Below are 14,730 nucleotides of genomic sequence, written 5' to 3'. Positions count from 1 at the left end.
AAGGAGGCTTGCAGCCGATGTCGTATACCACCTGGTTTATCCCTCTGTGCATCGGGGTCAGCATTATGTTCTCCATAGCCATCGTTATTCTGACGATGGCCACCTTAAGCTTCCGTTCAAAAGTCAAACGAAAATACGATCGGGGGAAGTTCAGTGACTGACTTTTTCCTGATCGTCTCCATTATCAGTATATGGATTGCCGTGCTGGAATCGATCATTATTATGGCCGGGGCCATCGTGTTCATTCACAAACAAAACCGGCAGAAGCTGGTGAATCCGGGCAATCTGGAGGATTTCCCCACCGTGACGGTCATGGTGCCCGCGCATAACGAGGAATTGGTCATCCAGGCAACGGTAGAGCACATTCTGCAGATGAATTACCCGCATCACAAAATGCAGGTGATTGTCATCGCCGACAATTGCAAGGATCATACCGCCAAGCGCTTAAGAGCGCTGAAAGCCAATGAACGCTACCGGGACCGCGACTTTCTTATTCTGGAGAGAACCGGAACCGGCGGCAAATCGGGCGCCCTGAACGATGCGCTCAAGCAGGCAACAGGCGAATGGATCTGTGTCTACGACGCGGATGCCGCACCCGAGAAAAATGCGCTGCTATTCCTGACGCAGAAAGCGATGGAGCAGCCCGAACGCTATGGGGCCGTCTTCGGCCGCAACAAGGCCCGGAACCGCGGACAGAATTTTCTGTCCCGCTGTATCAATCTGGAGCTGGTGACCATTCAGCGCGTGCATCATACCGGGTTATGGCAGCTGTTTAAGCTGGGTACCATTCCCGGGACGAACTTTATCGTGAAAACCGCGCTCATTCAGGACATCGGCGGATGGGATGAGCATGCAATCACGGAAGATACCGCGATTTCGTTCGAGATTCTGACAAGAGGGCAGCTGATTGCGCTGGCACCCCAAGCCGAAGCTTATCAGCAAGAGCCCGAGGACCTGAAGGTGTACATGAAGCAGCGCGAACGCTGGGCCAAAGGCAACTACAGCGTCGTCACGGATAACATTCATCATCTGTTCGATCGGACAAGCTGGCGGATTAAGCTGCATGTGCTGTATTACGCGGCCAGTTACTTCTGGTTTATGATTGCCATCATCATCTCGGATATTATATTTGTGACCAATATTGTGTATCAGATCATCGCGCTGTTTAATCCGGCCGTCGTCTCTCCCTTCAGGTTCGAGGGCGATGTCTATATGTATCTCATTATTGCCTGGGCCTTAATGTATTACATCTACGTCCTGCAGATTAACCTGGCGCTCGCAACGGACATCGGCCAGAGCAACACACGCAATTTCATTCTATCCTGCGTGTCGTACTTCACCTACGCCCAGCTGTTCCTCGTCATATCTGTCAAAGCCTTCTACTCCATGATTGTTGATAAGATCACGGGCAGGGAGTCCAAGTGGTACAAGACGGAGCGGTTTGGATAGGAGAGTTGTGCATTTAATTATGATAATGGAGAAAGAGCGAGATAGGACTGGATGGCCATGCTGCCAACGTCCTCAACTCGCTCTTTTTTTCATGCAAGCTTACCAATGTGGCATGCTTATTCTTCTACAGGCAAATGGAATTCAAGTTCCGGTATATATATTTTATGCTCTGCACTATACACAAAGGGTCTAATCGTGATGGATTTCGGTTTAGTTGGGAACGGCTCATACATGTACGTGTATTTAAGAGTGCTGCCGGAGCCGCTGCCCCTCCCACCAAGGGATTTGGCTATTTCCCCCTTCTCATTTATCACCTCGTAATCAATATTTATAAATTCATTCACTTTATATTGGCTGGGAACGGACTTAATGAACTCCTTAAGATCCTGACCCGGTTTTCCAGTGATGCTTACTATCATTTGCATTGTAGCTGGGGTGAGTTTCAAACTGCTGATGCCCATATGAATATTGTCATGCACTTTAAGTTCTTCTGACTTAAGAACCACGCTATCTGCTGCACTGTTTTTGACGGGAATTTTGAATGTAAATGGCTCCGAGACGCTTATGTCTCGAATAACGACCTCCAATGTAAATTCGTCAGGCAATCCCTCCGGCGACAAGGTCACGATGTCCGAATTCGGAGCACCATCCCCTACTCTAGAAATGCTGTAACCGAAATCACCCAGCTCCTCTCCATCCGCATAAAATTGAATCCCGTTCACTTCCCCTTGCTGACTAGCTTTACTCCCCAATTGACCAAAAGATTCATTCTTGCCATCCCTTGTCGTCCGGGTCAGTACCATTGAAATTCGACTTCCGTCATACATGATTTCCGATATGCTCATCGTAATCCCATCATGGGTGATGCTCTGATCAATATCACTCGTCATTCCCTGCCGGCTAGCTGTTTTTAACCCCTCGTCCCCACCATTTATGAAGATGCTTCCTATAATCGGTATATTTTTTAAAGCCTCGGCCATTACCGGGGAGATGAAGCCCGATCCGATAATCAAAAGTACCGACGCTACACCACCTATCAATAAACCCTTCAAACGCCGCTTCTTCTGAATGGGAGGATTATTTTCTAAAATTTGATAGGTATTATTAAGACGCATGCGGATTGCCTCCGGCAACTCCTGAGCCTCCTCTATTTCATCCTTAGCCTGTTCAAGCTCATGATTAAGGTCATATTTCATACGTTAACCTCCCTTTCCCTGTGATTAGCCAGCCATTCCGATAGCGTGATTCTTGCCCTGTGGAGACGCGTCTTAACGGCGCCTTCGTTCAAATCAAGCATTTCCGCAATCTGCCGTAAAGGCAGGTCACGAAAATAGTGCAGGATAATGATGGTACGGGATACTTCCTCCAACCGGTAAACCGCCTCTCGCAAATCGATATTGACATCAAGGCTTGGTGTAATATGTTCGGCTTGATCCAGGTTGAGCAAAGGGATCACATGGCTTTTTTTACGCAGGATCATGTTGCATTCATTGATCAGGATGCGAAGCAACCAAGTTTTAAATAGGGGCGCTTGTCTTAGTCTCGGGAGTGACTTGTATGCTTTTAATATGGCTTCCTGCATGGCATCTGCACAATCCTCGTCGTGTCGGAGTATGGCTTTCGCTATGTTGTACATTTGCAGTTCTAATGGCTTTATAAGCTTGATAAACGCTTCATGGTTTCCCTTCTTGGCGAGTTTGACCTCTAATTCTTGCTCATGCTGCACTTCCAAGGAATAACCTACCTCCCTTCAAGGCTTCATCTTAACGCATTTTATGATTGTTGGATTCAATAATTAGATAGTCAGGACTTCCAAAAGGTTACAAATGATGTATGTATTATAACGAAGTAATAAAAAACTCCCGCAAGTTCAGTGAACTCACGGGAGACAATTGGTTAGTTATATTTGATACGTGAAATTCTCGTGGCATGCTGGAGTGCGCACCCCATAGTTAATCCTAAAATCAATCTCTGTGTCTACATTCTTCAAAACTTCGATGTCTTACTTAGTTTTCTCTCAGCTTCTTCTGCTCATTACGAAGTTTCTCAGGTGTCACGTCATTTCCGGCGGGATCCACGATGCTTAATCCCGAGAAGGTGCTTAGCACCTGTCCGCGAATTTCACGCAGATAGTCCGTGCGCAAAACTTGCTGTTCGGCTTTTTCCGCAGCAGTGAGTGTGCCCTCCCGCTGTTTTTTAGCCAATTCATTAATCCGGGTTAAGCTTTGAATCATGATATCCCTCTTTTCCATATGATTTTGATTTATCAATTATCTCAATATAAAGATATAATAAACAGAGATATTTGTCAACCCCTGCCAGCTTTCATGATCAACAGGCGCATTTGTGATTTTTTCCCTACCCAAAGTCTCTTCACTTCCTTAAACTTGGTGTTTAAGGTTTATTTATTTACAAATCGTGGTTAATGTTAGTATTGAAAACTTTGCGTTCGCAGCATAATAAAAATACGGGTTCTGATTCCTTAGGAAAAATTACTTATCCCTTTCTGACAGAACATGAAATATAATAGAGGAACTTAACTTTAATCAACTGGGGGAACATCTATGAAATCTCAGCTCAACAACCCAGCTTCAACAGGAAAAAATGATCGGTTTTCCTCTGCTGGATTTATTCTGGCCGCGATCGGGAGCTCTGTCGGCCTCGGAAACATGTGGAAGTTCCCTTACATTACGGGAGAACATGGCGGTGCAGCATTCTTCCTGCTCTTTATCGTCTGCCTCATCGTGATCGGTTTGCCTGTCCTGCTGGCAGAACTCGCCATTGGACGAGCTGGCCGCGGGAGTGCCGCAACTTCCTTTGTCAAAGCGGGCGGACCGAAAGCCTTCGGGCATCTGGGATTGCTCCAGGTTATTGCACCATTTCTCATTCTGACCTTCTATGTCATTGTGGCAGGCTGGACGCTTCATTATGCGGTCATGTCATTTAGCGGCAATCTGTACAACAACACCGATTTCGGTGGCCAATTTACTGCGTTTACGGAAGGTTACATGCCGATTATATGGCAAATCGTCGCTATTGCGATCTCAGGATGGGTGGTAGCTAAAGGCATCTCCGGAGGAATCGAAAAATTCAACAAGGTTCTGATCCCGGGCCTGATCATTCTGTTGATCGTATTAATGATCCGCGCGGTAACCTTGCCTGGAGCCGGCGAAGGCGTATCCTTCTTCTTAAATCCTGATTTCTCGAAGCTGAGCCCGGAAGCGGCGCTGGTCGCGTTGGGACACGCCTTCTTCTCCCTCTCGCTGGGGATGGGGATTCTGTTGACCTACGGCGCTTATGTGGATAAGCGGCAATCGCTAGGTCCGGCAACCCTCGCCATCGGCGCGGGCGACCTGATTTATGCGTTTATTGCCGGGCTTATTATATTCCCGACAACCGCTTCCTTCGGGATCGAGCCCAATGCCGGCCCTTCTCTTGTCTTCATTGCCTTGCCGGCTGCCTTCTCGGCCATGCCGCTGGGTTCTTTTTTCGGGGGATTGTTCTTCATACTTCTAGCCATCGCCGCCTTAACCTCTTCCGTCTCATTGATGGAGGTCCCAACCTCTTATGTCATGGACCGCTGGAATTGGGGACGTACCAAAGCTGTATTGGTCATCTGCGCGCTGGTTATGCTGGTCGGTCTACCCTCCGCGTTGTCATTCGGCATCGTACCCGGGCTTACCGATATCGGCGGCAAAAACTTCTTTGACTGGCTGGATTTCGTCACATCGAACATTCTGCTTCCGCTCGGGGGGCTGATCACCACTATCTTTGCAGGGTACTTCTGGAAGAGAGCGGCAGATGCCGCCGGCCTTAAAGCCGGCTGGTTCCGGGTATGGCTGTTCATGCTCCGTTATATCGCGCCGGTTCTCGTATTACTGGTGCTGCTCCATACCACGGGCGTGATCAAGTTCGATTAATTGGCAGCCAAGGCAATCTCATCGCCACTGGGGGCGAATGGGGTTGCCTTTTTCTATATCCTTGCCCATTCATATTCATCTTCTGTACTACATTCGATTATTCTATCGATATCAATCCAGCAAGGAAATTGTAAAAAGGGTGGGGCTAGTAATGAATTTTGAGTATGCATTTGGTGTTGGATTGACCTTTATTCAATATCTCCTACTGTTCTTCTGGGCATATTGGATGCTGATCAGTCTCTTTGGCTTTGGAAAACCCAAGAAACTGAAAGAACATAAGCCTTTGAAAAGATTTCTTCTGATGATTCCTGCACACAACGAGGAAGCGGTTATCGGACACCTTGTAGAGAATCTTCATAACATGGACTACCCGAAAGAGCTCTATGAAGTATGCGTTATTGCTGATGGATGTAAGGATAAAACAAGTGAAATCGCTGGAAAACTTGGTGCTACTGTTATTGAACATACATACCTGCCAGGAGAGCAAAAGGGGAAACCTTATGGAATCAAATACGCAATTGAGCAGTATGGCGACAGGTTAATCGATGATTTTGACGGTATCGCCTTCTTCGATGCCGACAACCTCGTCTCGTTGAACTATTTAAGGGAAATGAATAACCACTTGTTGAACGGGGATCAATTAATACAATGTTACCTGGATTCCAAGAATCCAGATGACAACTGGGTGACCATAGGTTACTCCATAAGCTACATTTTCATGAACCGCTCTTGGCAGCTTGCCAAGTCCAGATTGGGGTTAGGAAACGCGATCGGTGGAACCGGGTTCTGCGTAGACACGACTCTATTCAAAACGATCGGTTGGACCGCTCGATCCTTAACGGAAGACCTTGAGTTTACTATGCAGTGTTTGCTTGAAGGAGTACCAGCTAAATGGTGTCACTTTGCGCGCGTGTACGATGAAAAGCCGGAAAGCTTCAAATCTTCCTGCACTCAACGTCTCCGATGGGCAAGAGGGCATTGGGATGTCTGCTTCAAATACGCTCACAAATTAATTTGGAGATTCATTAGCAAGCTGGACTTCAAAGCTTTTGATGGTTTTATGTACCTTATTAACCCTGGCAAAATTGTTTTGAGTGCAACCACTGGTCTCCTTGTTCTCATGTCTATGGCTACCGACTTATTAGATGCTCATCATTTGATTCCTTGGCAAGTTTGGGTGATGTGCTTGTTATTCCAATTCATTTATGTAGGATACGCACAGTTTCTTGACTCGAAAAATAAAGTAAGCCTCTTTCGGAGCTATGCATACCTGTACTTCTTCAATCTAACTTACGTCCCGCTGTTCCTTTGGTCACTCATTACGATGAAGAACGTGAATTGGAATCCTACAAAGCATACAAGAGCTATTCATTTGAGCGATATTGAAGTAGAAAAATAAATGTGAAGCGAATGGCAAAGAAACACCACTTTGAGTAAATATATAAAACAACGAAATGTTATATCATATTAACTGCGATCTCTACTTGAATATCGAAGCAGTTGTCCATTCAAAAGAAAAACAACAAACCATGCGCTCACATTTACGCGAGCGCATGGTTTGTTCTTGTACATCTATAGCGGACAATAATACAAATATATCGCCTTCACCGACTCTTTACAGGACCGGTAGATGCTCCAACCACCAATTCCGCAGGCAATCGCTTCTCAACTGCTACATCATCGTGATTCATGATGCCGAGTACCGTCTCAATCGCCAGCCTCCCCATTTCTTCCTCGTTCTGCCGCATATGGGTAAACAAATAGCCCTCACCGATATTCAGCTGCGGACTGTCAAAGCATACGATGGATAAATCCTCCGGTACCCGCAAACCGAGGCGCTCTGCAGCTACCTTGGCCAGCAATGCAATGTTATATTCGATCGCAAAAAAGGCAGTAATTGCCGGGTGATCCTGCAAGTGCTGCACGATCCGCTGGATTTCCCGTTCAATATTGCTCTCGTAGAAGGCATTAGGCAAAGTAGCCGTCACGTCACTAATCCAGATCTCCTTATCAAACGCGATGCCCCGAGCGGCATGAGCCTGCACGAACCCTTCAATCCGCTCTTCAACCGCTGTCGTGTCCCTCGGCGGAGGAGACAGCAAGGATATATAACGGTGTCCCAAATCAAATAAATGCTCCACTACCTGAACGGCTGCTCCCAGATTATCTGTACTGATGGAAGCGGCTGCGACTCCCTTCAGCTTGCGATCAATCAGGACAAGCGGAAACCGGGCAATGACCAGCTTCAATATTTCGGCATTGAAATATTCCCCCTGAGCGGGAAAAACGATGAGACCGTTCACGCCGAGATTGCGCAGCTTCTGAATGGATAATTCCTCATTATCCTGGTCTCCAAACGTTCTGCGCAGTACCAGAAAACAGTCATTCTCCCTCGAATACTGCTCCATGCTGTAGACAAGGCGTGTTCCGTAGCTTGACGAAAAGTCTGTAATGACAAGACCGATCATCTTCTCTTGGCTAGCTGCTCTGACAACTCCGCCCTCCGAGGAAAATGTTTCCCTCTGTGCCACGGGCTCATCCGGGTCAGCTACGAAGGATCCCTTGCCCGGCTTACGCACAATCACGCCTTCAGCCGCCAGCATATCTAATGCCTTCTTGCTTGTGATTCGACTAACTCCGTATTCGTCCGCGAGTTCCTTCTCCGAAGGGACTTTATCGCCAATGCGGAAAATATGTGTGGAGATCTTTCGCTTCATCTCGTTAAAAATCTGTTCATACATCGGCTTTGCGGAAGCTGCGTCTTTCAAATTGATATCCCTCCAACGGTACTCCAAAACATGCTGATTCATATAACAATATAACATGATATATTTAATTTGTCCATGTTGCGCGGATAACCGGTTTAGAAAAATATCATCCTTCCCTAAACAGTCCCATTCATGACAAAACAGCGCCGCATGATCTTTCGCTCCGAAAGATTCATGCAATAGCGCTGTTCCCTGTCGACTACCTACTCCGTGTATTGAACTATTCCTTCACGGCCCCCAGGACGATTCCGTGGATTAAATAACGCTGCAAAAATGGATAGATGAGCAGAATTGGAATCATGGAGACCAGAATTTTGGCAGAATTCAGGGTCGTGTTGGAGATTTTATTGAACTGCTGAAGCTGTTCGACCGAGAGATTCTGCATCTGGTCGCGCGTCAGGCTGAGCTGCTGCAGATAGGTCTGAAGCGGTATTTTCTCGCTGTCATTGATCAGGATGATCCCGTCAAAGAAATTGTTCCAGTGACCGACGATGACAAACAGCGTAATGGTCGCCAGACTGGGCATGGAGATCGGGATGAAGATCTTGAGCAGGATTTTCAGCGGACCGGCACCGTCAATGAATGCAGCCTCCTCCAGCTCCTTCGGAATTCCCTTGAAGAAGTTCATAAGGAGAATCACGTTGAAGACTGGAACCGCACCTGGAAGAACCAACGCCCAGATGCTGTTGATCAACCCCAGCTTGCTGATCACCATATACCAGGGGACGATCCCTCCACTGAAGAGCATCGTAAACACGATAATCCACATGTATTTGTTTCTCGATCGGAACTGCGTGACGCTCCGTGACAATGGGTAAGCCATAAGGATGGTTAAGATCATGTTGATCGCTCCCCCAAGCAGCACCCGTTCCACGGATATGAGGAACGCCTTCCAAAACTTCGTGTCATTCAGTATCTGTCCGTAGGATGAGAAGTTCAGCTCCACCGGAAAAAAGTAGACCCGGCCGGCATTCACAGCCGTGCTGCTGCTGACGGACACCATAATCGTATTGACGATGGGAGCCAGCGACACAAATGTAATTAGAACGAGCGCGAGCATAATCATCAGGCGGGACAGCCTTGAGCCCAGCGTTTTGGATTGAATCATGCTAACCCTCCTAGAAAATCTTGTACCCCGCATACCTTGAGGCCAGCCTGTAGGATATAACGATCAGAACAAAGCTAATGACCGACTTCATCAGTCCAATTGCCGTTGCGAACGAATACTGCATATTGATCAGACCCATGCGGTACACAAACGTATCGATAATATCACCCGTCTCGTAGACCAGCGGATTATACAGGTTGAACACCTGGTCAAATCCCGCATTGAGTACATTGCCGAGACTCAGCGTGCCCAGCAGGATGATCGTCGGAAACATGCCCGGCAGCGTGATATTCAGGGTCTGCTTCCAGCGGCTTGCGCCGTCCATTGCGGCGGATTCATACAAAGCCGGATTAATCGCCGTCAATGCAGCCAAGTACACAATCGTCCCGTAACCGAATTCCTTCCAGGTATCCGTCACGATGAGCAGCGGCCTGAACCAGTCGTTGCTTGCCAGAAACATGATTCGTTCCAGCCCCAGAAACTCAAGGAAATTGTTAATCATGCCGTCAAAGGAAAAGATCATGGTCAGCATCGTGCCCAGGACCACCCATGACATAAAATGCGGCAAATACACAATGGTTTGAATCGTGCTTTTGAAGAGCTTCAGACGCACCTCATTCAGCAGCAGGGCGAATACGATCGGCACAATCAATCCGAGAACAATCTTCCCGACCGCGATGACCAGCGTATTGACGAAGATCTGCTTGGCATCAGGCAATTGAAACATATACGTGAAATTGTCGAGACCTGCCCATGCGGAACCGAGTATTCCTTTTGCAGGGATGAACTTCTGAAAAGCCATGACCACCCCGAACATCGGCACAATCGAGAAAATGAACAGCATGGCCATGCCAGGCAGCAGCATCGCATGATAGGTCATTTCGTCAAAGGTTTTACGTTTCTTTTTCCTCCGGTATCGTACTTCCGGCTCTTGATTGACGGTTGTTTTCACTTGCGCCATCGTCCGCTTCACCTCCATCATGTCCCTGTCAGGACAAGCCTTATGGAATAAAAAAGCCCGCGCGGCTGACCACCATAGCCCTCCGCGCCAAGGCCCATGCTATCTTTATCTGCTGCTCATCTGGTTGACCTCTTCCGTAATCTCATCGCCTCCGGTACGCTTCCAGGTGTCCACGAACTTATCGAATTCATCGACGGGAGCTTGTCCCATAATAATTTTCAATATGGTCTCCTCTTCGAGCTTTTGGAGGTTGGCCCACTTCAGCTTCATCGTCTCGGTGGTTCCATAGAAGCCGGCAGGTATAACTTCCAGATTCGGATTGTTCGCTTCGCGCTGGCCTTCAATGCGGGAGAGGTATTCGCCGTATGTGTTCACGTCGATGGCATTTCCTTTTTCCTTGAATTCCTGATACGCCTTGAAGGACACCACCCGATCTTCCTGCACGGAGGAAGCATCACCGGATTCATCCGCCTTCATCAGATCCTCGTAATAACGTTTCAACACATCGTCATAATCCACTTGCATCGGAATTTGTGTCGGATCATTATTCCAGCGGCTTGCGTCTGTCAGCATCTCATCAGGGTGCTCTTTCTTGTAATTGACCGCATCATCGGTTAAGGAGTACAGGAAATCCGTTGTTAAATTGACCGATTTCATGATCGCTTCGGGATGGGCGAAATCCTTCTTGACTACGACGATACCGCCGCCCACAGGATCCTGACGGATGGTCTTGAACTTGCCGTTCTCATCCACGGGTGCCGATACAGCAACCCAGACAGCATCGGAATCCTGCTTGATGGAATCCTTGTAGTTGGTGTAGCCGATCCACCATGGGTTAAACAGTATCCCTACCTGCCCGTTGATCACAAGCGCTTCCTTCTCTTCATTCGTTCGGACGGCGAACTGTTTATCAATCAGACCTTCTTTGTACATGGCGCTCAGCTCCGCCAACGCTTGCTTCATCTCGGGCTGAACCGATCCATACACAACCTGGCCATCCTTCTCGATCCAGTTCATTGGAAAAGCACCGCGTGCAGCAAAAACGGGTGTAAAGTTCATGGCATTGGAATCCATCACCATCCCAACCGTTTTGCCTGTTCCCGAGGCGTCCTTCTCTACGAACGTTCTGGCGAGATTCCATACATCCTCAACGGATTCCGGCATCTGTGCGCCGACTTTATCCACCCAGTCCTTCCGTACCCACAGCAGCTGGTGCTGGTTTCCGATATTCGTCATCGGAAGGCCCATGATCTTACCGTCCACCTTGACTTGGTCCAGCAGCAAGTCGCCATAAGAAGCGTAGATATTCTTGACGCCGTCGGATGCGGTCTTCTCGTACACCTCCGTCATATCGGCAATCAGGTCGTTATCCACCAGCTGGTTGAAGATATCGCGGCTGACCAGCATAACATCCGGCAGATCGCCCGTTGTCATCGACAGCGACAGCTTCTGATCCATATCGTCCGTCTCCCAAGCCACCTTAGCTTTTACGTTCACCCGGTCTTCCACATAGCGGGTAGCCAAATTGTCCTCTATCGTATCGCCGGGAGGCAGGTTGTTCACATGATTGGTATTCCGGCCGATCGTAAATTCCACCGGCGTTTCGTATTTCCCGTAAGGCTCATAGTCCTGTTCTGAAATTTGCGGCTGTGCGCTGTCCCCCGCGCTCCCGCCGCAGCCGCTGAATACAGTCAGCATCATGCACCCGAGCAGCAGCGAAGCCATCTTTTTACGCTTGTTCATCCTGTCATCCCCTTTTTCTCGTTTTGGTTGATAACCAAATTGTATGCGGTTTCATAATTGGCGTATATGCAACATTTTTTGGATATGTATCACTTTTTTCATGACCTTCCTTGTTCTCAACTTCAAACCCAGAAAAAGCGGCTGCTTCAGCACACCGCTTTCATTAACAACACGATGGATAATGGATGGGAATAACGCTCGCTGTTCAGGAGGCCGGAATAACCATGGATACTTCCGTTCCGCTGCCTGGTTCGCTATGAATATCGAGTCCGTAATCCAGTCCGTAATACAGCTTGATCCGGTCGTTCACGTTCCGAACGCCGCAGCCGCCGCTCTCTCCGGCCAGCAGCCTCGCCGCCTGCGCGGGAGTCATGCCCACCCCGTTATCGCTGACGATAAGTTTCATGCCCCCTTCGACCCGGCTAACCCCAATATGAATGCGGTAATCTGCCCCTCCAGCCTCCACAAAACCGTGCTTGATGGCATTCTCCACGATCGGCTGCAGAATAAAATGAATGATCTCGGTATCTAATACTTCCTCATCGATCTGGTAATCCACGTCAAATCGGCCATCGTTCATGATAAGCTGCAAATCCAGATAAGCCTTGATGTGCTGCACCTCATCCTTGATCGTAGCCATATGCCTCCCCTGATTCAGCGTCGTTCTATAGAACCGGGCCAATGCCGATACCATATAACTCGTTTCGATATCCGCTTTCTTCTCGGCCCTCCACCGTATAAAGGAGAGGGTGTTGTATAGGAAGTGCGGATTAATCTGATTAATCAGCTTGTTATATTCGCTTTCCCTCTTGGCGATTTCCGCTTGATACACCTGGGAGATTAGACTGTTAATCCGTTTCAGCATTTTGCCGATGCCATTGGTCAACTCGCCGAATTCGTCCCGAGATGAGCTCTGGATGATCACCTCGAGGTTGTTCTGCTCCACCTTGTCTACCTTGTTCTTGATATGGATAATTCGACGCGTAAAGTTGTTGGAGATCACATAAATGAGCAGAAATGTAATGATCAAGCTGAGGATCATGACAAACAACGTAATTTGAAAAATACCCAGCGCATTTGCATATGCATTCGTATTCAGCAGATTATAGTGAATCGTCCATCCATTATTGGCGAGCGACCGGCTTAGGTTCAGACCGCCCGTCTCCCCACTCTCCAAATCGGCTGAAGCATCGGACTCCTTCCTTTCCTTGAAAATCACACGCTGCTCAGCATCCTCGATATGAACCGCTACATGCTCCGACAGTTTGTCCATATCAGCAAAGATGCTGTCATGCTGAATGGAAATCACCATGAAATTGCTGTCCTTGGGATTGCTGATCAATTCCTGGACGAGATACAGCTTCTCCCCGTCCACAATCCAGCGCCTTCCGCGAAATCCATCGTACCAAGACTTGCTCTTGAGTTCCCCGATGGGCAAAATATTATCGCGAATCCCGAGCAGTTCTCCGGATGTATAAAAGGTAATGGCTTCAATATCATCATCCATTAGCCGAATGTTCGAGATCAATGGCTCCAGAATGTCCCGGAAATCCAGGTACATGTTAAAATAGTTCTCTTCATAGTCCTTAATGAAAATTTGCGATAGCTCCCGGTTCAGTACCATGAACTCGCTCAGCGTATTGTACCGGTTGATCTTATAATCCATTATGTTGGCCACCTGTTCCAGGCTGGCTTCCGCTTCGCTCCGTAATTCCTTCATCTGAATGCGGTAGGACTGGATAAAGGAGAGCAGTCCTAGCAATAGAATCGGAATGAGTGCAATGATGAGATGGGACAACAGCAGCTTGTTGCGGAACCGGATATCATTGAACTTGCTCTTTATCCATCCGATCATGGAGCACCCCGCACTCTCTGTATTGTAAGGGACTTACGCCGAACTTGCTCTTGAACAGCTTGGCAAAATAAGAGTGGTTGTCGATACCCACCGCTCCTGCAATATCATTGACTTTCATATTTGAGTGTTTCAGTAGATAGCTTGCCCTCCGCAGGCGGTAGTCGGTCAAATACTTCGAGAAGTTCTCCCCGGTTTCTTTTTTAAATAAAATGCTCAAATACCCCGGAGACAGGTACACATCCTCGGCGGCATCCGACAACGAAATATCCCGCTGGTGATGATCCTTCACATAGTCTTTAACCTGACGGATGACCTTCGATTCGATCGTAACCTGTTCAAGCTCCCCGCCATAAGGACTGATCTGTGTAATATCCTCCATCACCTGCAGAAACTCTTCCCTGACAAGCGGTTTGAGCAAGTAATTTACCACGCCCAATCGGATAGCGCTGCGGGCATACTCAAATTCGTCATACCCGCTGCAGATGACAATTTTTAAATCCTGCTGGGTCTTTCGGGCTTGCTTGCTCAGTTCCAGTCCGTCCATAAGAGGCATTCTGACGTCGGTGATCAGGATGTCAATCGCGTTTTGCAGCAGAATTCGCTTCGCACTCATTCCGTTCTCGGCTTCCAATACCTGAAAGGGGAAGCGGTACTGAAAGATCAAATCCTTAATGCCTTCTCTTTGAATGGACTCATCGTCAACAATAAGAACATTAAACATCAGACAATCTCCTTTGCTGGTGAAAGTATGGGGCTGATATAGGGAAATATAGGTTGTTATAATGGTATACCTGTTTTGTCGTAGTATATCACAGTTTTAAGAAAGGGCTTTCAAAATCATGTTTAAGACTGTACAGCCGTCAAGCCTTTTGCTAACTTCGACAATGCATGATTGCCATGACCACTGCCAATCCTATACATCATAT

The 14,730-nt window shown here is 47.8% G+C and carries 13 protein-coding genes; 4 read left to right on the top strand and 9 right to left on the bottom strand.

Annotation, left to right across the window (positions count from 1 at the left end):
- The first annotated feature begins 17 nt into the window (after positions 1-17).
- Positions 18-161: a hypothetical protein gene (locus MKY82_RS02210; RefSeq protein WP_339295391.1), complete on the top strand. Its 144-nt coding sequence runs from the start codon at positions 18-20 to the stop codon at positions 159-161.
- The gene (locus MKY82_RS02205) at positions 154-1,449 is read left to right on the top strand and encodes a glycosyltransferase (protein WP_339295390.1); all 1,296 of its coding nucleotides are present in this window, start codon (positions 154-156) and stop codon (positions 1,447-1,449) included. Before MKY82_RS02210 ends, MKY82_RS02205 begins: the two co-directional genes overlap by 8 nt.
- Before the next feature lie 116 nt (positions 1,450-1,565).
- On the opposite strand, the gene MKY82_RS02200 is transcribed toward MKY82_RS02205, so the two are convergent.
- The 3 genes from MKY82_RS02200 to MKY82_RS02190 form a co-directional block, all read right to left on the bottom strand.
- Positions 1,566-2,645 (bottom strand): DUF4179 domain-containing protein, encoded by a 1,080-nt coding sequence (locus tag MKY82_RS02200; protein ID WP_339295389.1) that lies wholly within the window; start codon positions 2,643-2,645, stop codon positions 1,566-1,568.
- The gene (locus MKY82_RS02195; RefSeq protein ID WP_339296627.1) at positions 2,642-3,175 is read right to left on the bottom strand and encodes a sigma-70 family RNA polymerase sigma factor; all 534 of its coding nucleotides are present in this window, start codon (positions 3,173-3,175) and stop codon (positions 2,642-2,644) included. The genes MKY82_RS02200 and MKY82_RS02195 overlap by 4 nt, the downstream gene beginning before the upstream one ends.
- A gap of 280 nt (positions 3,176-3,455) precedes the next feature.
- Positions 3,456-3,683 carry a DUF896 domain-containing protein gene (locus MKY82_RS02190; protein ID WP_220686829.1) on the bottom strand — a complete coding sequence of 76 codons (228 nt, stop codon included), beginning with the start codon at positions 3,681-3,683 and terminating at the stop codon, positions 3,456-3,458.
- 330 nt (positions 3,684-4,013) lie between these two features.
- Between MKY82_RS02190 and MKY82_RS02185 the strand changes: the two genes are divergently transcribed.
- Together MKY82_RS02185 and MKY82_RS02180 are read left to right on the top strand one after the other, a co-directional pair.
- On the top strand, positions 4,014-5,369 hold the full coding sequence (locus MKY82_RS02185; protein ID WP_220686830.1) for a sodium-dependent transporter: 1,356 nt from the start codon (positions 4,014-4,016) through the stop codon (positions 5,367-5,369).
- A gap of 151 nt (positions 5,370-5,520) precedes the next feature.
- Positions 5,521-6,768 (top strand): glycosyltransferase family 2 protein, encoded by a 1,248-nt coding sequence (locus tag MKY82_RS02180; RefSeq protein WP_339295388.1) that lies wholly within the window; start codon positions 5,521-5,523, stop codon positions 6,766-6,768.
- A gap of 205 nt (positions 6,769-6,973) precedes the next feature.
- Here the strand turns inward: MKY82_RS02180 and MKY82_RS02175 are convergent, their stop codons facing one another.
- From MKY82_RS02175 to MKY82_RS02150, 6 genes are all read right to left on the bottom strand, one after another.
- Positions 6,974-8,137, bottom strand: coding sequence for a GntR family transcriptional regulator (locus MKY82_RS02175; RefSeq protein WP_194540552.1), 1,164 nt, complete (start codon positions 8,135-8,137; stop codon positions 6,974-6,976).
- Positions 8,138-8,357: 220 nt separating this feature from the next.
- Positions 8,358-9,245 (bottom strand): carbohydrate ABC transporter permease, encoded by an 888-nt coding sequence (locus MKY82_RS02170; protein ID WP_098741533.1) that lies wholly within the window; start codon positions 9,243-9,245, stop codon positions 8,358-8,360.
- A gap of 10 nt (positions 9,246-9,255) precedes the next feature.
- The gene (locus tag MKY82_RS02165; protein ID WP_339224288.1) at positions 9,256-10,125 is read right to left on the bottom strand and encodes an ABC transporter permease subunit; all 870 of its coding nucleotides are present in this window, start codon (positions 10,123-10,125) and stop codon (positions 9,256-9,258) included.
- Between the two features lie 186 nt (positions 10,126-10,311).
- A complete protein-coding gene (locus MKY82_RS02160; RefSeq protein ID WP_339295386.1) occupies positions 10,312-11,949 on the bottom strand; it encodes an extracellular solute-binding protein in 1,638 nt (545 codons plus the stop codon).
- A 205-nt stretch (positions 11,950-12,154) separates the two neighbouring features.
- Complete coding sequence (locus MKY82_RS02155; RefSeq protein WP_339295385.1) at positions 12,155-13,804, bottom strand: histidine kinase; 1,650 nt, start codon at positions 13,802-13,804, stop codon at positions 12,155-12,157.
- Entirely contained in the window at positions 13,773-14,525 is a 753-nt protein-coding gene (locus tag MKY82_RS02150) for a response regulator (RefSeq protein ID WP_194540549.1), read from the bottom strand. The genes MKY82_RS02155 and MKY82_RS02150 overlap by 32 nt, the downstream gene beginning before the upstream one ends.
- Between the last annotated feature and the right edge of the window lie 205 nt (positions 14,526-14,730).

Origin of the sequence: Paenibacillus sp. FSL W7-1279, from assembly GCF_037969845.1 — a bacterium.
Lineage (GTDB): Bacteria > Bacillota > Bacilli > Paenibacillales > Paenibacillaceae > Paenibacillus_AQ.
The sequence above is the reverse complement of the archived record's forward strand: the minus strand, read 5'-3'. Positions and strand labels throughout refer to the sequence as shown.

Bases quoted from the DNA above. Each gene is read 5' to 3' on its own strand.
- MKY82_RS02185 (WP_220686830.1), top strand. From the start codon at position 4,014: ATGAAATCTCAGCTCAACAACCCAGCTTCAACAGGAAAAAATGATCGG.
- MKY82_RS02170 (WP_098741533.1), bottom strand. From the start codon at position 9,245: ATGATTCAATCCAAAACGCTGGGCTCAAGGCTGTCCCGCCTGATGATT.
- MKY82_RS02180 (WP_339295388.1), top strand. From the start codon at position 5,521: ATGAATTTTGAGTATGCATTTGGTGTTGGATTGACCTTTATTCAATAT.
- MKY82_RS02150 (WP_194540549.1), bottom strand. From the start codon at position 14,525: ATGTTTAATGTTCTTATTGTTGACGATGAGTCCATTCAAAGAGAAGGC.
- MKY82_RS02210 (WP_339295391.1), top strand. From the start codon at position 18: ATGTCGTATACCACCTGGTTTATCCCTCTGTGCATCGGGGTCAGCATT.
- MKY82_RS02160 (WP_339295386.1), bottom strand. From the start codon at position 11,949: ATGAACAAGCGTAAAAAGATGGCTTCGCTGCTGCTCGGGTGCATGATG.
- MKY82_RS02190 (WP_220686829.1), bottom strand. From the start codon at position 3,683: ATGATTCAAAGCTTAACCCGGATTAATGAATTGGCTAAAAAACAGCGG.
- MKY82_RS02165 (WP_339224288.1), bottom strand. From the start codon at position 10,125: ATGACCTATCATGCGATGCTGCTGCCTGGCATGGCCATGCTGTTCATT.
- MKY82_RS02200 (WP_339295389.1), bottom strand. From the start codon at position 2,645: ATGAAATATGACCTTAATCATGAGCTTGAACAGGCTAAGGATGAAATA.
- MKY82_RS02155 (WP_339295385.1), bottom strand. From the start codon at position 13,804: ATGATCGGATGGATAAAGAGCAAGTTCAATGATATCCGGTTCCGCAAC.